At 29.0% G+C, this 20,041-nt stretch carries 20 protein-coding genes; 11 read left to right on the top strand and 9 right to left on the bottom strand.

The window, feature by feature from the left end; translation table 11 throughout:
* Nucleotides 1–57 precede the first annotated feature (57 nt).
* Nucleotides 58–1,023 carry a hypothetical protein gene (locus CF386_RS09655; protein WP_089074229.1) on the bottom strand — a complete coding sequence of 322 codons (966 nt, stop codon included), beginning with the start codon at nucleotides 1,021–1,023 and terminating at the stop codon, nucleotides 58–60.
* Nucleotides 1,024–1,495: 472 nt separating this feature from the next.
* On the opposite strand from CF386_RS09655, the gene CF386_RS09660 reads away from it, so the two are divergent.
* From CF386_RS09660 to CF386_RS09685, 6 genes are all read left to right on the top strand, one after another.
* On the top strand, nucleotides 1,496–2,446 hold the full coding sequence (locus CF386_RS09660; RefSeq protein ID WP_089074230.1) for a VUT family protein: 951 nt from the start codon (nucleotides 1,496–1,498) through the stop codon (nucleotides 2,444–2,446).
* Between the two features lie 710 nt (nucleotides 2,447–3,156).
* Nucleotides 3,157–3,360, top strand: coding sequence for a hypothetical protein (locus CF386_RS09665; protein ID WP_089074231.1), 204 nt, complete (start codon nucleotides 3,157–3,159; stop codon nucleotides 3,358–3,360).
* Nucleotides 3,361–3,369: 9 nt separating this feature from the next.
* Entirely contained in the window at nucleotides 3,370–3,579 is a 210-nt protein-coding gene (locus CF386_RS09670; protein ID WP_089074232.1) for a hypothetical protein, read from the top strand.
* Between the two features lie 534 nt (nucleotides 3,580–4,113).
* On the top strand, nucleotides 4,114–5,028 hold the full coding sequence (locus CF386_RS09675) for a LytR/AlgR family response regulator transcription factor (RefSeq protein ID WP_089074233.1): 915 nt from the start codon (nucleotides 4,114–4,116) through the stop codon (nucleotides 5,026–5,028).
* Between the two features lie 166 nt (nucleotides 5,029–5,194).
* Nucleotides 5,195–6,274, top strand: coding sequence for an acyltransferase family protein (locus CF386_RS09680; protein ID WP_089074234.1), 1,080 nt, complete (start codon nucleotides 5,195–5,197; stop codon nucleotides 6,272–6,274).
* 777 nt (nucleotides 6,275–7,051) lie between these two features.
* Nucleotides 7,052–8,290 (top strand): MFS transporter, encoded by a 1,239-nt coding sequence (locus CF386_RS09685; RefSeq protein ID WP_089074235.1) that lies wholly within the window; start codon nucleotides 7,052–7,054, stop codon nucleotides 8,288–8,290.
* A 111-nt stretch (nucleotides 8,291–8,401) separates the two neighbouring features.
* Here the strand turns inward: CF386_RS09685 and CF386_RS09690 are convergent, their stop codons facing one another.
* Nucleotides 8,402–9,295 (bottom strand): hypothetical protein, encoded by an 894-nt coding sequence (locus CF386_RS09690; protein WP_089074236.1) that lies wholly within the window; start codon nucleotides 9,293–9,295, stop codon nucleotides 8,402–8,404.
* 228 nt (nucleotides 9,296–9,523) lie between these two features.
* On the opposite strand from CF386_RS09690, the gene CF386_RS09695 reads away from it, so the two are divergent.
* From CF386_RS09695 to CF386_RS09705, 3 genes are all read left to right on the top strand, one after another.
* The gene (locus CF386_RS09695; protein WP_089074237.1) at nucleotides 9,524–10,423 is read left to right on the top strand and encodes a hypothetical protein; all 900 of its coding nucleotides are present in this window, start codon (nucleotides 9,524–9,526) and stop codon (nucleotides 10,421–10,423) included.
* 294 nt (nucleotides 10,424–10,717) lie between these two features.
* Nucleotides 10,718–11,995: an MFS transporter gene (locus CF386_RS09700; protein WP_089074238.1), complete on the top strand. Its 1,278-nt coding sequence runs from the start codon at nucleotides 10,718–10,720 to the stop codon at nucleotides 11,993–11,995.
* A 434-nt stretch (nucleotides 11,996–12,429) separates the two neighbouring features.
* On the top strand, nucleotides 12,430–13,275 hold the full coding sequence (locus tag CF386_RS09705) for an isocitrate lyase/phosphoenolpyruvate mutase family protein (RefSeq protein ID WP_089074239.1): 846 nt from the start codon (nucleotides 12,430–12,432) through the stop codon (nucleotides 13,273–13,275).
* A gap of 224 nt (nucleotides 13,276–13,499) precedes the next feature.
* Here the strand turns inward: CF386_RS09705 and CF386_RS09710 are convergent, their stop codons facing one another.
* Both CF386_RS09710 and CF386_RS09715 read right to left on the bottom strand, forming a co-directional pair.
* Nucleotides 13,500–14,009: an NAD(P)H-dependent oxidoreductase gene (locus CF386_RS09710; RefSeq protein WP_089074240.1), complete on the bottom strand. Its 510-nt coding sequence runs from the start codon at nucleotides 14,007–14,009 to the stop codon at nucleotides 13,500–13,502.
* 289 nt (nucleotides 14,010–14,298) lie between these two features.
* Nucleotides 14,299–14,718, bottom strand: coding sequence for a VOC family protein (locus CF386_RS09715; RefSeq protein ID WP_089074241.1), 420 nt, complete (start codon nucleotides 14,716–14,718; stop codon nucleotides 14,299–14,301).
* Between the two features lie 126 nt (nucleotides 14,719–14,844).
* Between CF386_RS09715 and soxR the strand changes: the two genes are divergently transcribed.
* The gene (soxR, locus tag CF386_RS09720; RefSeq protein ID WP_089074784.1) at nucleotides 14,845–15,276 is read left to right on the top strand and encodes a redox-sensitive transcriptional activator SoxR; all 432 of its coding nucleotides are present in this window, start codon (nucleotides 14,845–14,847) and stop codon (nucleotides 15,274–15,276) included.
* Nucleotides 15,277–15,498: 222 nt separating this feature from the next.
* Nucleotides 15,499–16,089, top strand: a complete 591-nt coding sequence (locus CF386_RS09725; RefSeq protein ID WP_089074242.1) for an NAD(P)H-dependent oxidoreductase — start codon at nucleotides 15,499–15,501, stop codon at nucleotides 16,087–16,089.
* An 18-nt stretch (nucleotides 16,090–16,107) separates the two neighbouring features.
* Here CF386_RS09725 and CF386_RS09730 read toward each other — a convergent pair whose 3' ends face one another.
* From CF386_RS09730 to CF386_RS09750, 5 genes are all read right to left on the bottom strand, one after another.
* Nucleotides 16,108–16,653, bottom strand: coding sequence for a flavodoxin family protein (locus CF386_RS09730; RefSeq protein ID WP_089074243.1), 546 nt, complete (start codon nucleotides 16,651–16,653; stop codon nucleotides 16,108–16,110).
* 143 nt (nucleotides 16,654–16,796) lie between these two features.
* Nucleotides 16,797–17,339, bottom strand: a complete 543-nt coding sequence (locus CF386_RS09735) for an MFS transporter (protein ID WP_158522377.1) — start codon at nucleotides 17,337–17,339, stop codon at nucleotides 16,797–16,799.
* Between the two features lie 68 nt (nucleotides 17,340–17,407).
* Nucleotides 17,408–18,004, bottom strand: coding sequence for an MFS transporter (locus CF386_RS09740; protein WP_089074245.1), 597 nt, complete (start codon nucleotides 18,002–18,004; stop codon nucleotides 17,408–17,410).
* A 277-nt stretch (nucleotides 18,005–18,281) separates the two neighbouring features.
* Nucleotides 18,282–18,737 carry a hypothetical protein gene (locus CF386_RS09745; RefSeq protein WP_089074246.1) on the bottom strand — a complete coding sequence of 152 codons (456 nt, stop codon included), beginning with the start codon at nucleotides 18,735–18,737 and terminating at the stop codon, nucleotides 18,282–18,284.
* Nucleotides 18,738–18,861: 124 nt separating this feature from the next.
* On the bottom strand, nucleotides 18,862–19,836 hold the full coding sequence (locus tag CF386_RS09750) for a Gfo/Idh/MocA family protein (protein WP_089074247.1): 975 nt from the start codon (nucleotides 19,834–19,836) through the stop codon (nucleotides 18,862–18,864).
* Nucleotides 19,837–20,041: the final 205 nt, after the last annotated feature.

Genomic DNA, 20,041 nt, shown 5'->3' on the forward strand with positions numbered 1-20,041 from the left:
GGTTAAATTCAATATGGTTTTTAAAATATCAATGAGTTGATTAAACATCAAATAGAGTTAGAAATTATAATTTATACCTAATCTTAATACATCTGTATCTGTATTTTTTGATGTTAACATACGATCTAAATTTAAGCCAAATCCAATATTTTTATTCAAATTATAATTAAAATTTATAGAGATAAACCTTCCCCATGAATTTTTTTGACCATTCTCTATAAGATAAGCGGGTCCAAAACCGAAAGCTGTAGAAAAAGATGGAGTTAAATCCGTTTTTAAAAGAACTTGCGTATATATTTCATTTCGATTTAATTTTTCTTGTGTTTGGCTATTGGCCTCATCAGTCTGCTCTTTATTCCATCCCAATGATACAGCAAAGTGCTTTGCTAGGCTTCTTTGATATTCCAACCCATAGTTGGAACCTTTTTCATCTTGAATAGAATGCATAATGGTAAGTCCCCAAAATACAGATATTTTATTTAAATTTGGTGAAAGATCATTATCTTCAACTTTTAACTCTTGTTGCGTTTGATCAAATTCATAACCCAAACCCAAAAGATAACTGTAAGAATTTATATTATGAAAACCCCATACTCGTTGAAACATTAAGCTATAAATAAAAGGAGAACCCTGAGATTTATAATTAATCCCTGTTTCCATCATCATTGCAAATCCATAATTATCTTCGTAGTTAATCGAGTTCTTTACATCGGTATTATTAAAATAATAGGGTCCAGCGGCTAAACTCAGATTAAAACCATAAACAGAAGGGGTATAATAATTTAAAAGTAAACTATAACCGTCTCTTTTATTTGCATCGAAGTTACCTTCATTTAAATAAATAAGTTTTGTTGAAAGGGATTGATTTATAAAGCCTTCATATTGACCTTGCCATCCCCTACTTTTTGTATCTAAACCATTAGCTTGCCCTATATAAAAATAGAGTCTTTGTTTATCTAGAGCGGATACATTAAATACCGAGCACAACAAACATAATAAAAATAACTTTTGAATCAATTTCATATTTAACTATTACCTCCATGTAATCTAGAAATCTTCCATAAACTTCAATATGATTGTATCACTACGCGTCGTAATAAAATATATAGATATGAAGTTTTGATAAAATATTTTTCTAAATAGGTGTTGATGCTTTGGGAGCAATTTATAAAGTTTACAGCTTTTATTTTAAAACTTATAAAGTGCGGTTAAACGTGACATGAGTCACACTTATTTCGCTTTAACATTTTTGTTACATTAACTTATCTTATTTTGAACACAACTTAACTGTAAAGACCTACAAATCGAGTTTTAAATTATAAAATTAAATGATTTTGTAATAAGTCTTTACTAAGAAATACATAAATATTAATCAATAAAATTAATTACAGTCCAAATATCAAGATTAAATATTAACTTTAAAACAATTGAGTAAATATATGTACGCAAAAATCAACAATACGTGATTATTTTATTGATAAACCAGGAAAATAATATGTTCAAAAAATTAATGAATTCATTCCGACTTATTAAAAATATGAATGAGAATATAGTTGTGTCCATAAATAGTGATGACATTGTAGAATATAGAACGCCTAACCATCACAGACATGGAAAACTTCCTCTTGAAACTATCATTAATGATGCCAAACAATTAGAAAGTTTTTCGAAATTATCCATAGCACAATTGTTAAAACATCCAAGAGGAAAAAAAGAAAGTATCGTTTACGAAAAAAAACCTAAAAGCTTTATTCCCTTTTGCATATTATTTACCAGTTTTATTATCTTAAGTTTTATTTCGAATATTTTTTCAATCCGATTGATTGAAATCCATGAGTATAATTTAGTGCTATCCTCTGGGATATTATTTATCCCGCTTACATTTATGGCTTTAAATATAATTTATGAGTTATATGGATTCAGATTGACCAAGTTTTTGATATTGGCAAGTACAATTGGAATACTGGCCTTTTCTTTTATTAATTATCTAGTTTTAGATATAAGTGTTCCACTTGTTGAACCTAATATTCATCAATTAAAAAATATAAATCACTCTTTAGATATTAATTTTTTTCTAAAAATTCTAACCATGCACATTGTGACTGCATGCTCTTTAGTCACACTCATAGCATCTTTGATTTCTTGTTATATTTCTACAATTTTTAAAAACATTTTTAAAGAAAAGTTTTTCGCTTTAAGGTTATGTGTTTCTATTTTTATTGGCCAAATGATTTTATCTTTTTTGTGGGTTGAAATACTTCTGAGGTATACGGATCTATTAGAACTCCATAAATATTTTAATATATTTTTAACTCAAAATATCTTCTTGGCTATATCTGAATTAATAACAGTTCCATTAATTTATGTTTTTTTACTTTGGTATAAATATCATTTAGGCACTATGTTTGTTTCAAAAAAAACACAATTAAACCATGAGTATCTCTGAATTATTTAAATATGTACTATTGAACTTGTATATATCATTATAAAATTAAAAAATATTAAAATTATTTAAAATTTATAAATATATTTTTTTATATTACTTTTATTAAACTTATCACATAAAGTTCACCAGAAGAATAAAACAAGTGTACATAATACAAATAATTATATATTTTTTTTCATGTATTTAGTTTTAACTCAAAATTAAATATTCCCTTTATTTGTTCAACTCTTGTAAGTTCGAGTTGAACTTTTTCTTCTTTTTTAGGCGTATCTAATTTATTTGTAATAGCCTAGTTTATTCATTTATATCATGAAAAAAAATTTAAAATTTCAAAACATATCATTCATAAACCCCCTTTGTTCTGTACCCATTTTTTTTAATAAATTGTATCTTTTTTTTAAATTTTTAGACTTCTTATAATTACTTTAAATTAAATTTACAACAAATTATTTTTAATTTTATTTGTAAATTCTAATAAGAATATAAAAGGCGATACATAAGAAAATTGTATCGGATATTACAAAAAAAATTCTATTAATGAGCACTATGTTAATCAGATGATTTATCCCATATTTGTTAGAGCTAATACTAAAATATTTGAAGTGTAAGATGAAAAAACTCTATAGGAGAAAATCAACTATTAAACCACTTCAGCTCAACTTTCGTAAATCGGAAAAATAGATAAAGAAAATTAAGAATGAAAAAAAGTTATGAAAATTTTAAAAAATACTATAGCCACTTTATTTGCAATGATGGCATTAATGATTGCAACTCATTCAAATGCCACTGAATTGAAAATGAAAACATTTCAGATGCAAGGCGTTAAGTGCTCTGTAAAAGAAAACCTGCAGTTAAATCATGCTTCAACTTGTGAAATATTCAATCCACTTTTTCAAGGTCGCAAAAACAGATAAAACCATATTATGAAAAATTTAAAAACTATCGTAGCCACCCTATTTTCAATGCTAGCATTAGTTGTTGCAATTAACGCCAATGCAAGTGAGTTAAATTTAAAAAATATTAAGGTGCACCATGTTATATGTTCTGTACAACAAAATCAGCAGTCAAATTATGCGCCAACTTGTCATATCTTCAACTCAATTTTTGAAGACCTAAAAAGCCAAAATAGTTAGACTGTTTTGTAGTTAAAAAAATGATGAAACGAATAGACTATATTTTGGCAATTTTTATAAGTTTTATTTTATTGTTAAGTAGTTTTTCATCAATGGCTTACGACTTTAATACTAAAAAAAGTCATACTATAACCAATGGCTGTAGTATTAAAGTTCGTCCTTTAAACATATACTTAACTTGCAATTTTCCTTAAATTTATAAAGTATGCTTTAAAAAATTAAAGGATAATAGAGCAATTTCATGAGCACTTAGTATGATTTGATGCAACATACTAGGTCTCATTAGAATAATTTATAGGGTCCATTTTTTGTGAAAAAAGGCATTCTTTATATTCAATATCAATGATCGTCTTAATCCTAAAAAGATTGATTATCCGCTAATAATTATAGGTTTAACAATAACAAAATATACTATTGCTCTTTCTAGTTAAAACTATATAAAATCCCTAAAAAATAGTTCGATTATATTGTCTATATGAATTAGAATTTGTCTAGTAATAAATTCTAAAAATATTAATCTAATTAAAAGTAATTATGTTTACATTATTAAAAAAAATACATCAAAGTAACCCTTTTATAAATTTTTTTGTTTTCATCATTATTCTTTCACAATCCCTAGGTTTATTGGCAACCTTTTTTAAAAGTTATCAATTGCACTTTAGAAATGAAATAAATTTAACTGGAGAAATATTTGCAACTTTTTCAAATATGTTGTCCTACATCATAGCTTTGTACTTTATAGACATTGTTTTTCTCCAACCCAAAAAATCATTTTTAAAATGGCAAACATGGATTCAATTTATAATTTGTCTTTTTATTTGCTATATCATTCGTTTTTTATTACTAATGATAAGAAATTTGTTACTCTACGGAAACTTAAAAGGTTTACATTTCTTATATGAGGTCTTTGTTAACCTAAATTTAATAACTATAATTATTGCTTATATTTATGCCACACGCTTTTGGGCTGAGGTATATATTTTATTAACAAAAAATGTTCATTTAATGCAATCAAACCCAAACAATAAAAAAGAGACTAACAATCAAGGAATTCAAGTTTCTGAAGAATCCAAATTCTTTGATGAAAAAAAAATACAACCAAATAAAAATTATTTCGAAGTAGTAAAAAATAACCAAACTTATTTTGTAAAACATGATGATATTTTTTTTATTAAAGCTGCAAGTAATTATATGGAGCTAACTGGGGTTAATGGGTTATTTCCAGTTCGTTCTTCTTTAAAAGGAATAAAATCAATACTTTCTGATCATTTCTGTCAAATTCATCGTTCCGTTATAGTCAACATCTATTCAATCAAATCTTTCAAGTATGATACTGATCAAAGAAAGCACTTTCTGATAATGGAAGATGGCTCTAAACTAATTATTTCTAAAACTTATTTTAATGATTTTAAAGTATTGTGGAAAAAAAAAGAACTTGATACATTTTAGTTTCAGAGTTTACCTAAAACCATACATAATTATACGTCCCATATAATACAACTTTCATCCCAGACTATAAATATACACCTTAAAAGTGAATCATATCCCAAATTCATATGGCTTTAATTTGAAAAATCATATACTTGAGACCTATTTTTAATAAAGGATTCAACTGATGCAAAATTTTAATACCAATCGACTCGATTATTTTGACAATATAAAGTGGATTTTAGCGATTATAGTTATAAATTTTCATTCATTCGTACATTTTCAAGAAGTTTACCCAAAGTATAGTAATGCCTTTAACTATGTAATTGAATTTAATTCAAGCTATTTTATGGAATTATTCTTTTTTGTATCTGCTTTTTTTGTTATCCCCTCTTTTTTAAAAAAAGGTAAAAAAGAATTTAATAAAGATAAAATTGTTCGTTTGGGTTCTGGTATTCTTCTTGTAATTTTTGCAGTTAATCAGATCCCGGATATTATAAATAATTGGGGGCAGAAAAGTATTTTTCAATTATATATTAATGAAATAACTCATGGTTTGAAGCCTTTATTTGATTTGCAATGGGGACAATTTTTAAATGTGGCATGGTTTTGTTGGGTCCTTCTAGTCATGACATTAATTTGGAGTTATTTTACAAATAAAGAAGCTATACAAAATAAACCAAATAAACCTTTACCATCATTTGTAACAATCATTTTGTTCTGTATATTCATGATCCCCTTCAATTGTTTAGCAATGGGTTTAATGTCTGTTTTAGGTGATGATTTTCTTGGGATTCATCTTATGTACTATTTACCAACATATATTGCTGCTTTTATTATTGGTATTCAATGTTATAAAAATCAATGGGTCTACAAAATAGACAAAACTTATGGTTTTTTTGGTTTAGTTTTATTTTTAATTTGTATTTCATTTAGTTGGAGTTTGTTTCCTGGAATGACTGTCGGAAGTTTTTATTATATTCCTCTACACACAGGCTGTGCAATCGGAATGTGTTTATTTATCATATATGTATTTAAAACTTATTTTAACCGTTCAAATACATTCACTCAAATTTTAGCAAGAGCATCATTTCCAGCATATTTGGTTCAGTCTATATTTTTAAATATCCTGTTTAAGTATGCTGAATCCGCTGTATCATGGAATCCTTGGGCTGTTACATTATTTATTGGAGCTATGGCAACCATATGTTCTTTTATTTTAGGTATTGTTTTAAATCGACTACCTTATACCAGAAGCGTCTTTTAATTAAGGCTTCACATATAAAAGATAACTTTAACATTATAATAAAATGAGAGATATTAAACATGTTTAAAAAACACTCTCTCATATTAATTTATTTTTGAAATTAACTTAAATTATCTTAATTAAGTGTTAGAATTTTTTCATTTCCTTATTTATTTATATTCATTGTCTTTGAACCTCTCAGTTTTATTTCAGGGAGAAGTTTGATATTGTAACAATGAGCTTGAAGATAGGACTGTTTAAGATTCTTATTTTATCTCCCTATATGTTAATCATTTACTTTGGTTATACCAAATAAATGTTTAAATAAAAGTGCATTGCAACGTTAAAAGCAAATTGTTCGCTAGCTTTATTGTATATTTTTTTAAAGTTCGCTTTGTTTGCTTTCTACATTCAGTTTTTTTGTTATTTATCTGATAGGGGTTTTGACAACAACACCTTGAGACTCTGTTATATCTTACTTGAGTTGTTTTATTTTCTTAACAAAGTCAGGATAGTAGTAAAAGCCGTAACCACCAACTTTCTCTTTTATTTCAACAGTTCTAGCAATAAACTTTTTATCATTAGAGTGCTTTTATGAATTGATCAATATTATCCACTTCTTAGTTTTAATACCAGCATTCCTACAAATATAACATTTATATATTGTTCAGATTATATTCAGGTACTTATATAAACTAAAGAGTATCATTCTATTTGAAATTAGCCATAACACTTCCCTATTCAACATGGTAATTATGGATTTTTTATTACAACTCTAATAAAAGGAAACAGAGCAACATGAATAAGCACATTATATATTCCACTTTAGGCGGGATATTAGAGTTTTATGATTTTATAATTTTCGCTATTTTTTCGAAAATTATTAGTACTACCTTTTTTCCAAATCATAGTTCCATATCCGCTCTTTTATTGACTTTCACAATATTTGCGGCAGGTTACATTATTCGACCAGTTGGCGGTTTAATTTATGGCCATTTTGGGGATAAGTTTGGTAGAAAAAAAACTTTTTCGATTTCAATCATCATGATGGCATTTAGCACATTATTCATTGCTTTCATTCCATCTTATGCAAGTATTGGTATTTTTGCACCAATACTCCTAACCATTTTAAGATTGATTCAAGGCGCATCAATCGGTGGTGAAATACCAGGTGCCCTAACCTTTGTCTCAGAAAGTATTGTTAAGCGAAAAACATTAGCCTGCTCTATTGTATTCTTTGGTCTTGTTCTCGGCATCATACTAGGTCAATTAACAAGCATTGTTATTAATAAGGCATTTACAGTTGAACAAGTGAACAGTTTTGGTTGGCGTATTGCTTTTATTTTAGGAGGGGTATTTGGTATTTGGGGTGGATATCTTCGAAAAAAAATTCACGAAACACCATCCTATCTTGCAATTGAAGATCACAAAACAAAATATCCATTTTTAGATGTATTAAAAAAGCATCCAAAAGAGATATTCATGGGCTGGGCTCTCATGGGGCTTGTTTCGAGTGGTATAATGGTCTTCTTTTTAATTATGCCTTCATATGGAAATCTAGTTGAAATTTCTAGCAACACAATTTTTTTAATCAATACACTTGTTTTATTTATAGTAACTTTAGCCAGTATCTGTTTTGGGTTTTTAGGCGATAAAATCAATAAAAAATATTTAATTTTGGCTGCGGCTATTATTTCCATACTTTTAACATATACTATATTTTCAAGACTAGTTACTAATGAATTAACTTTGGTCAGTTATTGTGTTTTTTGTATATTCTCTTTCGGTATATCAGTTGCTGTGATCCCATCGGTATTGACTGAGCTCTTCCCTACTGAATTACGATATACTGGCGTAGGATTAATCTATAATTTAAGCTTTGCAACTACAGGTGGTCTTGCACCCATGCTGATCTTTTACTTTATATCAGAAACAGGAAACCTTTTAATGCCTGCTTTCTATTACGTATTAATCTCCATAATCGCTTTAGTAAGCTTGTTGTTATATCCAAAACAAGTCAAACATTTAGCGGCCTAACAAATAAGAGATATCACATACAATCATAAAAATAATAGCAACTAAAAATTAAAGATACAAAAATTTATTTAATTCTTGTATCTTTTTAAGTTGTATTTGAATGGCGTTAGGTTAGAATTCTAGCAAAAAAGGAGCGCAAAGACCTTGAGTATTCCCTTTCGTACACTTTTGACCAAATTGTGAAAAATAAGGTATATCATTACATGGAACCCTCAAATCATAAGATAAATTATTAGGCGACAACGATCCAACTCTAAATTGATATTCTTCATTACCACAAAACACTGTTGGTGCACCTAAACCATTTCCTAGATTATACCCTTCAAAAAATGTAATGGATAATTTAGAAAAATCGTCAGAGCTTTCTCCAATATTGTTTACAAAGAATAGGTTCTGCTTTGTATTAGACAGCGTAACGTTATTCTCAGTAAATTTCAGTGTGGTCGTGCCATTATTACTAGCTGTATTTGCTACATCAAGAAGGTCTGCTGGAAAAGACAATGAATTAATGAATACATCATTTATTACATTTAAAGAATTATTGCTTGTTAATATTTTTGAAAATGTTTGTACACCTGTGTAGGTAAGCTGATTATTAATGGGTACTGTAATGACACACAATATAAAATTATAGCTTTTTATTTCTTGAAGTGTTTTTTTCTGAAATCCATCTACGTCAGGTCTAAAAAAAGCCAACTCATTATCATTCATATTTCTACACCCTCTAAATTCAAAGGGTAAATTTATTAACTCAATTCTCAAAAGATTCTTTACTTCATTTTCTGTAGGCTTTTCATAAAAAATTTTCAGTGTCCCATCTCCATTATTTACTGAGTTTACTTTATGAACCAGAATGGGGATATTATCAGAGTAAAAGAAATTAGTAGTTTGATAAGTAGCTGGAAAAACCACTTTAGAGGATTGTGTATCATCTTGATTAGAATCATCTCCACCACAACTTATGATTATAAATATTGAAGAGAATAAAAATAATAATTTAATCATAATATTATCACTCAAAATTTAATGAACTATATTCATAATGTAGTATATTCAACACTATTTTGTGGAAAATCTTCTTTTTATGGTAAATATTGAATGATGTAATCTTTTAATTAAAAATGAAAATATTAAAAAAAATATAAAAAATTGATATTTTTATAACAATAAAATAACTTTTGTAATATATTATAGGTCATTATTTTATTATCTAGCTATAAAAATTGAGTAACAATGGAATTATCAATAATCTCACGACATTTTCGAACAAATTATCTTATCTTAAAAAAAATAAGAACGGAATTAATTCGTCAGAAAATAACCTACAAGGATTTAGGTCAAAACTTGAGTCGCAGTAAATCGGTCTATCAAAAAACTTTTATGCCAAACTCAAAAAAATCAAAAATTGATTTTAGCATTATTAAAGAAGTTTCTGATTACTTGAATCTCAATTACAGAGAAATTCTATATAAAAACCCTGTAGATTATATAGATCCAAAGCTATCGACCTTACAAAAAATTATTATTTTGTTTTCTGAGCTTGGTATTAGTAAACAAAATGTAATTGCTAAAAAATTAGGATTATCTGTTGCCTCATACAATAATCTACTTTTAGGAAAGACTATAAACCTATCAGAAAATATCGCAGAGAGAGCCGCCAATTTCTTTGGTATTACAAGGGAGTCATTAATAAGCAAAGAGGTTCCTATTTCGATTTTAGATATTATTCAACAAGTTAAAGTCGAAACACCAATATTTCATTACCCTCTTTTAAATTCTAAAATGGCAATTAATTATCATGAAATCAAGCCCTATCTTAATATTAAGCGAGTAAATTATATTCAATCTGATGAAGGGTTAGACAATGCATTTTTTATAAAATGGGATACTAATGATTATACGATTTCATTTCCGAAAGAAACATTGTTATTAATTGATCCCGATATTAAAAGTGAAAGTGCATTAAAACTAGAGACTAACCATCAATATTTAGCCCGTGATATAGACTTAAGCCTATGGGTTGTTGAGTCAAAGACGATAAATGATGAGAGAGTTTGGGTAGACATGAAAACTCATGAGCCTTTAGATGTAAGATTAATTGGACAAATTGTTTCAAGACAATACCCAGTATAATAACAGTACTTAAATCCTAAAATATTTTATGGGGTATTTGATACTAATTTAAAAAACATAAACTGAGCAAGGTTAAATCCCTTTCAGTTTATTTTTATTAATAAGTGTAAGTTTTAAATCTTACTATGAAAAAACCCGATTTTTTTATCGGCTGTATTTTATCTTTAATATAGCTATTAATGAATTTACATCTTGTGAGGCTCTATTTTTTTAAGCAGAAATGAATAGTTATAGTATGCTAACTATTCTTTTACAGAAGGTTTTATTTTCATTAAATCATAATGTGTATATTTTATGAGAACAGATTCGTTTAAATTAATTAAAATATCTTTAGGAAATATTATTGAGTGGTATGACTTTTGTTTATATGCCTATTTTGCAATAGAAATTTCTAAAGTTTTTTTTTCACTACATAGTACTTTCATTTCATTATTAGCAACATTTGCTGTTTTTGGTGTCGGCTTTTTAGCTAGACCTGTAGGTGCAATAATATTTGGGTATCTTGGCGATCAAGTGGGAAGACATTATGCAATGAACCTATCTATATTATTGATGGGAATTGCGACAACATTGATCGGACTTTTACCAAGTTATGCATCTATTGGTATTTTGGCACCCATTTCATTAGCTTTTTTAAGGTTGTTGCAAGGGCTCTCCCTTGGAGGTCAGTATGGTAATTTATTAACAATTACCACTGAAGATAAATCTTTTAAATTTAAAGGGTTGAATTCTGGCATTGCTTTCTCAGTTTCATCTTTAGGATTTCTTCTCGCGGTATCAGTCAGTTATTTTGTGACAAAATTAATACCAAATGAATATCAAAATATTGCCTGGAGAATTCCTTTCATATTAAGCTTTATTTTATTAATCCTCCAACTAATGTTTAAGGAAAAAGATTCTAAAATAAATATTTTGTCTAATAACAGAGCCAAAAAATCTCCTGTACTTATTTGTTTCAAAGAGCATACACAAAGCATGGTTTGTATTACGCTTTTAGCTGCAGTTACTGGTGCACTTTTTTATGTAATCATCACTTATCTCGTTACATATATGACTATTCATTTGCATTTATCTGAAAGTGAATCTTTTGGCTATAACATTTTAAGTTTGGTTATTATATGCGTTTTTGTTCCCCTTTCTGGGCTTTTTTCAGATTATTTTGGGCGAAAGAAGTCGCTTTGCTTTGGATTACTTACCTTGTCCGTGACAACTGTACCAGGATTTGTATTATTATATAACCCTACGCCAATGAACATTATCACAGCAACATTTATTCTTGCTTTATCAACGGCTGTGGTTCAAGGCGTTGCAACACCTCTATATACAGAAATTTTCCCAAAAACAGTTCGTGCTTCCGGATGCTCTATCTCTTATGGTTTAGGGGTCGCCATATCTGGGTTTGCGCCTATGTTAGCGGGTATATTTGTTAAATTATCTCCACAATATGGGCTAATTGGGTTTGTTTATTTTCTAAATGTTACTGGATTAATAGCCTATTATTTAATACCAAAAAATAAAATAAAATTAATTGAAGAAACAAGAAAAATGAATTTAATTCGCGCTTTAAGCTAACACAATTAAATTTATATATTACCTATTTTTTAAAGCTGAAACTATTTTAGTCCTTCCGTTCATATTAAAAATTATTTAAATTTAGAGATGGACTCTTAACTTAGGGATATATTTTAATTAAAATAATTTTGGATCATGCTCAATTTTTTTAACTTATATGATATCCAAAAAAATTTAACCTATTTAATATTATAGATACAGTTTGGTTGTTTAAAAAATAGATGATGTATTAATACATTTTTAATAGTAAAGTATATTTATAAACATCCTTCAAGTATCAATTTCACTAAAGATTTTTCACTTCTAATTTATATAGCTAAAATTAGTTTCTAGTTTAAATAAACTAACAACTTTGTAAATTTTTATTGATTGATAGTCATAGCTATAACACCTTAAAATCAATAACATAATCAATAAAAAAGAGTACCCAAATTATGAAAAAAAGTGAATTATTTAGAAAGCTAGCTTCTAATAAAAATATTTTAAAAATTATTGGGACCCCTACACCATTGTGTGCCATATTAGCTGAAAATATGAATGCTAAAGCCATTTATCTATCAGGGGCAAGTGTTTCAAATTTTTTACATGGCGTAACAGATACAGGCCTTGTTTCTATGAACGATGTTTTAGAGGCAGCTCAATCAATTACTCAAAAATCCAAATTACCATTACTTGTTGATATTGATACTGGATTCAATGATCTATCCGGTGTTATATCTCGGATGACTAAAATTAATGTTGCAGCTGTACACATTGAAGACCAAAACATACAATTTAAAAGATGTGGACACCTTCAAGGAAAACAAGTTGTGTCTAAAAGTGAGATGTGTGAGAGAGTTAACTATGCATTTACAAGCATACCAGATGACAAAGATTTAGTTATTATGGCTCGGACCGATGCTTATGCAATAGAAGGATTAAATAAGACTATAGAAAGAGCTAAGAGTTATATTGAGAATGGTGCTGAGATGATTTTTGTCGAGTCCCTAAAAACTTTAGATGAATATACCCTATTCTGCAAAGAGTTAGGTCCAGTACCTGTACTTGCAAATATAACTGAATTTGGTTGTACTCCTCTACTTAAAGATTCTGATCTTGAAAGAGCTGGCGTTTCCATGGCACTTTATCCCAGAAGTATCGAAAGAACAATGATGTATGCAGCTGAAAAAATGATCAATGAAATTGAGATGCATGGAAGTCAGAAAAATTTAATCAACAAAATGATGGATCGTCATCGCACAAATGAATTATTAAACTATAGCGCATCTGTTATTGATTAAAAAACATGAAACACACTTATTTAAGTGTTAGATTTTTTTCATTATCCTTATATTTATATTCATTTTTAAATCCCTCAAATCGTTGAGGGTATTTTATATATCTTGTCACCCATAAACTAATGAAACTGACAAATTTAGTTAGATTAATATCAATTACGTTAGAGGTATCAATATAACGGTATGCGGTAGCACTTAAAACAAGAAATATTATAAAACATTTATATTTATAAAATGATATCTTTTATAATATCATCTACTTTTTCTTGGGTTAGTCCGTGCGCATTATACAAAACATGCGTACCAGTGTGTTTGGCCTTTATATATTCTATAGTTGAATATATTGGACATAAAAAATATTCTACACTATATTTGTTTTTTCCTGTTGAACTAAAATCTTGTTCACTTCCACCTGCAGTTACAATTAGATTAAATTTTTTATTTTTTAATAAAAAATTAGTACTGTAAGCAAAATCTTTAGTGAGAACCTTTTCAAACCATTTCTGTAATAAGTATGGGGCTGAATACCAGTAAAAAGGAAATAATAAAATAATATCATTGTAAGTAAGTAATTCCTTTTTAATCAAATTAATTGACTCTTTATCATCTAAATCAATATCAGATACGATACTAAAATTCACATTTTCAATCTTCCTAAAACTATTAATAATGGTTATGTTAGCATGAGATTCACTTAAATTAGGATGAAAAGATATAACTAAAATGTTTTTTGTCATAAAATAATTCCTTGTTATCTAACTGATAAATACAATATTAAACTTTAAAAATTTAGCTATGGCTCTTCCGATACCAATTGAGGCGCATAGGCCAACATATTTGTTAGCTAAAAATAAATTACAATCTCCAAATCAAACCACTCAAATTTAGCATTATAAACTTAAGTGCCACTTAATTTTTTTGCCTTAATTAATGAACAGCTTAATTTTTATAAACAGCGGTATACTTTTCATTTTTACATGTAGCACTGTTTATATCCCTATAGTTTATCGACTATATTTCATATGATTAGCTCGAAAGATTACGTAGCTTAGGATCATCACTAAAATACTCAACAAACTCCACTTCAAATCCAGCAGGATCAAGAAAATATACATTTTTTCGGTAAGAGTCTTTAGTTCCGTATTGAGAAATTGTAAACCCTGCTTGTTTTAGCCTTTCTATTACAGCATCAATATTATTTGTTACATAAGCGAAATGCGCCAAACCTACTTGATGACCTTTTATATCTCGGTTTTCTCCCTCACCATGATCGCTAAGTGCAATATATTGGTATTCATTACCAAAATGTAGCCAAGTCCGTTGCTTTCCTGACCACTCTCCTTTTCCTTCATCCCTTACATACCAATGTGGAAAAGCTGCTTGGTAAAATTTCAGCATTTCTGGGATATCTTTTACTACTAAATTTACATGCTCAAGCTGGATCATACTGTTCTCCTTATTCCTTTATCCAAGCCAACATTTAGCATAATAAAACCTAAACTTAAGTTGAGGTAAAGAGTTTTTTTCAATATAATTTAAAATGTTTATAGGAGACTTATTTTGAAGAATAAAATGGCTTGGACAGTTGGAGAAGTTGCAAAACGTTGCGGCATTAAGGTAAGCACTTTACATTTTTATGAAAAAAAAGGGTTGATTTACAGTAGCCGTAACGCTGGTAATCAAAGACGATATCAAAAAGAAGTGCTTCGGCGCGTATCCGTAATCAAAGCTGCACAAAAAATGGGAATAACGTTAGAGGAAATCAAGCAAGCCTTTGCTTCTCTCCCCGATGAACGTGTGCCTTCAGCGGAAGATTGGGAAGTACTTGCTACAAAGTGGCGAGAAAGTCTCAACCAACGTATAGCCTATATGGAACGTGTTAGAGATCGCCTTACTGGTTGCATAGGCTGCGGCTGTCTATCAATGAAAAGCTGTCCTATGTACAATAAAGACGATCAACTGGAAAATGAAGGACCGGGACCGGTGCTATTAGAAAGAAATTAAAACCCAAATATTTAACATACATTTCTGTTTTTTCATACAGTGACCTATTGGTCTTCAAATCTTCATTTCGATTCTTTAGGTTACATGATTCAATCATCTAAAATTTATGAATATTAAAATTGGGATAGTCATTCCCATTCTTGTCACTTATCAGGCATCCTTCAAATCATTATAATATTTTTAAATAGCAATAATTGTAACAACAGTAAAAGGTACATTAGTATGAAAAAAGTATTAATCATAAATGGACACGAGAAATTCGGTGATTTTGCTCAAGGAGATCTAAACAACAAAATTATTGACTTAGCCGATTCATTTTTCAAAGAGAAAGGATTTGAAATAAAACATTCAGTCGCAGCCCAAGAGTTTGATGTAAAGGAAGAAGTTGCTAAGCATATGTGGGCTGATTTAATTTTTGTTCAAGCTCCTCTGTATTGGATGAGTGTACCTGCTGCCTTTAAAAATTACATGGATCAAGTTTATACTGGTGGAATTGATGGAGAGCTTTGTGATCATGACGGTCGAACAAGAAGCGATGAAAATGCATTTTATGGTATGGGTGGCCTAAGATCCAATACGCATTATATGCTAAGCGTTACTATGAATGCACCAGAATCAGCTTTCAATTCGTCAGAACCTTTTTTTGAAGGAAAAAGTGTCGATGATTTATATTGGCCAGTTCATCTTAATTTTAAGTTTTTTGGCATGAAGCCTCTTCAAACATTTGTTATGCATGATGTTTACAAAAATCCAAGTATAGAAAAAGACTTAGCTCGATTACCTCATCACTTAGAAAATGTTCTAGTTAGTTAATACGAGCTTTATCATAAGCTAACTTCTAATGTATGCTGCTATTCTTTTTCCGAACATTCTAGCAGTTTCAAGATCGCCAATGGATGGCGCTTCTTCAGCTGAAGCATCTGCTGGACTTTGTGCTAATAAACCAGAAAAACCGCCAAGATAATTGATATCATCCCTTTTTGAATCCTTTTGGTTCGCAGGCATCAAGGCAGTTCCCATCCAAACCATACCATGTTGCATGGCTAATGTGATTAAATAAGAAATAGTCATTCCTTTATCTCCATTCATGGAACCTGAATTCGTAAAACCAGCTGCAATTTTATCTTTCCAGTCCATGTTAAACCAGCGTTTACTTGAAGCATCTGCAAATTTTTTAAACTGCCAGGAAACCATTCCCATATAGGTTGGACTACCAAAAATAATTGCGGTGGCATTGTCTAGTAGACTCCAATCTTTTTCCGAAAGCTCTCCTTCTTGGTTAATTTTCACAAGAACTCCATTAGAGCCCTCAGCAACAGCCTGAGCTTGTTTTTCAGTATGTCCATAACCACTGTGATAAACAATAATAATTGACATAAAGTACCTCACTACTGAACCATAATTACACATATTTATTTATAGTTTTATTTTAAGAAAAATAAAACTTTTTTTACAAAAAGTTAACATCAATATTATTTCAATATTCTAATTATATTTTTTCAATCGGTTAAGGACTTAACTCATATAACTTTTCCAAAAGTTATAATTCTAGACTCATTACTGATTAGTTTTAATCCAATAAAACAAAGAAGGCATGAAAGCCAGACTAAATAAATTGGGTTAAACATGCTAGCAAACAATGGTGATAAGCCACCAAAAAAAGCAAACCCAACATTAAATGATATAGCTACACCAGTATATCTTATATTTGTTGGGAAAATTCCTGCGATAACACTTGGGAATGTACCTGTAATTACCCCCGATATAACCCCTAAAACAAAAAAGCTTACTGTCATAGATAAAAGATTGCCATGTAAATTAATCAGTTCGTAAAAAGGGACAATAAATATTGCTAAAAACACAACCCCAATGGTAAGAAATTTTACTCGTCCTATAAAATCTGACAACGCTCCCATCAGAGCCATACAGCTCAAATAAGCTATCATACTTATCGTTGTTAAATAGGTGATTTCACCAGTGTTATAATTCCCAAAATTTTTTAAATAACTCACCATTGAAATAAATAATAAACTGACGATTGTAGCACCTAAACTAGTAACCAAAATTCCTGAAATCACTTTGCGTTTATGAGATTTAAAAACGGAAATAATTGGAATTTTATAGAAATCTTTTATATTTGAAAAACCGAAGTTTCTGTCAAATTTTTTCTCAATAGAAAACTTAAAAATGAGAATACGGCACCTAGGAAAAACGCTGTTCTCCAACTTGATAGATTTAACGAATGTACAAGGTTTGCAACCAGAATTCCTAAATTATTAAATAAGAACAGAAGACCACATGCTAACCCTGGGCTTTTCTTAGAATGCTCTACAATATATGTAATGGCCCCAGGTATTTCTCCTCCCAATGCTAAGCCTTGAATCATTCGAAGGGTAACAAACGTGATAGTACCGAACCAACCAACAGCGGAAAATGAAGGAGTCAAAGACATTGCTAGTGTTGTAACTCCCATCAAAAAAATAGAGTTCATAAAAACTTTTTTACGGCCAATCCTGTCACCAAAATGACTAAAAAAAACGCCTCCAATTGGCCTGACTAAATATCCAATAGCAAATAAAATCAAAACAGAAACTATTTCTAAGTTTGGATTATTATTTGGAAAATAGGTTTGTCCAATTTGTTGTGAAAATGATGCAAAAATCACAAAATCATAAAGTTCAATTGAGCCACCAAGACTAACTATCCCTATAAGTTTAACTAAATTCATCCTATCTTTTTACCTCAATAAAAATTGAACACATAATGATTTATAACCTTGAGTTAGACTCAATACTGATTACAAATAAAATATATGCGTTGCTTGAAAGGACTTTAGACTACATCGAGTAATTTTGAATTAAAATAAGCTTTACACCTTAAATTTTAAAGTCAGGACTAAATTTTATAACGTGATTAGGGTTAGAAAGCTTAGTTAAACAATATACGTACAAATACAAAATATTTTAAAAGGTAAATTAAAATTTAATTTTATCCAATTTAACCTCTTAATTTTTTTTCACTGTTCTAAGGTGTGCATCAATATATTCTAAAATATCATTTTCTTCTTCACTCGATTGATTTTCTAGACTTTTAGTTTTCAATTTAAAGCGATTGTTTTGCTTTGATCTTCGAAAGTAATGAATGGTTAAAAAAATGCAGAACAAACCTACTACAAAATAAACACCCAAAAGCACAAAAATATTGTTAGTAAAGTTTTCTATCATTAAATTTTGAGTAAAAGAGCCTTCATCAGAAAGAGTATCAACATTGTTAATCAAGACAACTTGAGATAACAAGCTTCCAACGATAATTGATGTTAAAGCAAAAAACAAAAGATAGTTGAAGAGTTTAATAACCCTAATAATCGGATAGAAACTCATACTTTTCAATGAAAAGATTTTCATCAATAAGGTCATTAAAACCATTATTAATATAAGGATGTTAGAAATATCATAAATCATAAAAGATTCCTTGTTTTTATAATTGGATCGACAAAGAAAAACATTCACTACTCTGTCGAACTGATAAATTTAATACTACACCTTAAATAAAAATATACCCTATTTAAATTGTAAAAACGAGGAATTAATCATCATCTGGAAAAACAACTCCAATTTGCTTTCTTATTTCAGTTAAAACTTCTGAAACAATCAATGAACGATTTATCTCTTGCTCTAACATTTGTTTTTTTTCAACTCTTTGGCAAAACTCCTGTGCTTCATATACCATACGATTATCATTTTGCAGAACCCCAATATCTTTTTGAAAATCTTTATTCTGTAATTTAATTTGGCTTATAATATTTAAATTTTGGATGACTAATGATGCTTTCTCTCCTTGAATTTCACTAGGAACAAATGAATTACTTACTTTAGAATGTTGAATAACAACATTGAAGTCATGATAACTCATGATCACTTGGCCATTAGCATCTACACCCGAAGAAAGAAGCGTGCCAAAGGCCTGAACATTTTGAGGTTTGCCCCACAACTCAACTGCTAACGCAACCATATAATACCCAATATCCATTATAGATCCATTAGAAAACTCAGGATTAAAGGTATTTGGGTTTTCACCGTTTAAAAATTTTAAATACCTAGATGAATATTGACAATATGAAAATGAAGCAGATCTTATTTTACCGAGAGACTTTAAATTTTCTTTTAACACTTTAAAGTTTGGATTATATGGTGTGGTGAAGGCTTCAAAAAGAACCACTTTATTTGATTTTGCAACATCAAACATTTGTTTTGATAATTCATAGTTGGACGAAAGTGGTTTTTCACAAATGACATTTTTTCCATGATTCATGAGCTTGATGGCATAAGGTGCATGAAGTGAATTTGGACTTGCGATATAAACGCTATCGAAATCCTTTGATTTTGCAAATTCATCTATATCGTTAAAAATTGACGAACATTGATATTTTTTTCCAAAATCGATCCCTCTTTCAATTGTTCTTGAAAAGATAGATTTTAGTTTATATTTTTTTGTTTCCAGAGCTGCATCAATAAATTGCTCCGTAATCCAGTTAGTTCCAATTATACCTAGATTTATCATCTATAATACCCCTTGTAAATTATATGTGAGTATCTCTTTTAAAAAGATACTCTTAAACTATTTCCCATGATTATAATACTTTAATTGTAGAAAACTGGACAAAGCAGATACAAAATTAGACAAAGTTATAAAGTCTTAGATTTGAAAAAATTAAATGAAGTTTTATCAGCATACAAATTATTTTAAATAAAAACACAAAAAGTAT

The organism is Paraphotobacterium marinum (assembly GCF_002216855.1).
In the GTDB taxonomy this organism is placed as follows: Bacteria; Pseudomonadota; Gammaproteobacteria; order Enterobacterales; family Vibrionaceae; genus Paraphotobacterium; species Paraphotobacterium marinum.

Excerpts from the sequence above, each read along its gene's own strand:
- CF386_RS09675 (WP_089074233.1), top strand. The coding sequence starts at position 4,114 with ATGTTTACATTATTAAAAAAAATACATCAAAGTAACCCTTTTATAAAT.
- CF386_RS09740 (WP_089074245.1), bottom strand. The coding sequence starts at position 18,004 with ATGAATTTAGTTAAACTTATAGGGATAGTTAGTCTTGGTGGCTCAATT.
- CF386_RS09700 (WP_089074238.1), top strand. The coding sequence starts at position 10,718 with ATGAGAACAGATTCGTTTAAATTAATTAAAATATCTTTAGGAAATATT.
- CF386_RS09690 (WP_089074236.1), bottom strand. The coding sequence starts at position 9,295 with ATGATTAAATTATTATTTTTATTCTCTTCAATATTTATAATCATAAGT.
- CF386_RS09670 (WP_089074232.1), top strand. The coding sequence starts at position 3,370 with ATGAAAAATTTAAAAACTATCGTAGCCACCCTATTTTCAATGCTAGCA.
- CF386_RS09715 (WP_089074241.1), bottom strand. The coding sequence starts at position 14,718 with ATGATCCAGCTTGAGCATGTAAATTTAGTAGTAAAAGATATCCCAGAA.
- CF386_RS09705 (WP_089074239.1), top strand. The coding sequence starts at position 12,430 with ATGAAAAAAAGTGAATTATTTAGAAAGCTAGCTTCTAATAAAAATATT.
- CF386_RS09710 (WP_089074240.1), bottom strand. The coding sequence starts at position 14,009 with ATGACAAAAAACATTTTAGTTATATCTTTTCATCCTAATTTAAGTGAA.
- CF386_RS09680 (WP_089074234.1), top strand. The coding sequence starts at position 5,195 with ATGCAAAATTTTAATACCAATCGACTCGATTATTTTGACAATATAAAG.
- CF386_RS09725 (WP_089074242.1), top strand. The coding sequence starts at position 15,499 with ATGAAAAAAGTATTAATCATAAATGGACACGAGAAATTCGGTGATTTT.
- CF386_RS09695 (WP_089074237.1), top strand. The coding sequence starts at position 9,524 with ATGGAATTATCAATAATCTCACGACATTTTCGAACAAATTATCTTATC.
- CF386_RS09655 (WP_089074229.1), bottom strand. The coding sequence starts at position 1,023 with ATGAAATTGATTCAAAAGTTATTTTTATTATGTTTGTTGTGCTCGGTA.
- CF386_RS09745 (WP_089074246.1), bottom strand. The coding sequence starts at position 18,737 with ATGATTTATGATATTTCTAACATCCTTATATTAATAATGGTTTTAATG.
- CF386_RS09730 (WP_089074243.1), bottom strand. The coding sequence starts at position 16,653 with ATGTCAATTATTATTGTTTATCACAGTGGTTATGGACATACTGAAAAA.
- CF386_RS09750 (WP_089074247.1), bottom strand. The coding sequence starts at position 19,836 with ATGATAAATCTAGGTATAATTGGAACTAACTGGATTACGGAGCAATTT.
- CF386_RS09665 (WP_089074231.1), top strand. The coding sequence starts at position 3,157 with ATGAAAATTTTAAAAAATACTATAGCCACTTTATTTGCAATGATGGCA.
- soxR (WP_089074784.1), top strand. The coding sequence starts at position 14,845 with ATGGCTTGGACAGTTGGAGAAGTTGCAAAACGTTGCGGCATTAAGGTA.
- CF386_RS09685 (WP_089074235.1), top strand. The coding sequence starts at position 7,052 with ATGAATAAGCACATTATATATTCCACTTTAGGCGGGATATTAGAGTTT.
- CF386_RS09660 (WP_089074230.1), top strand. The coding sequence starts at position 1,496 with ATGTTCAAAAAATTAATGAATTCATTCCGACTTATTAAAAATATGAAT.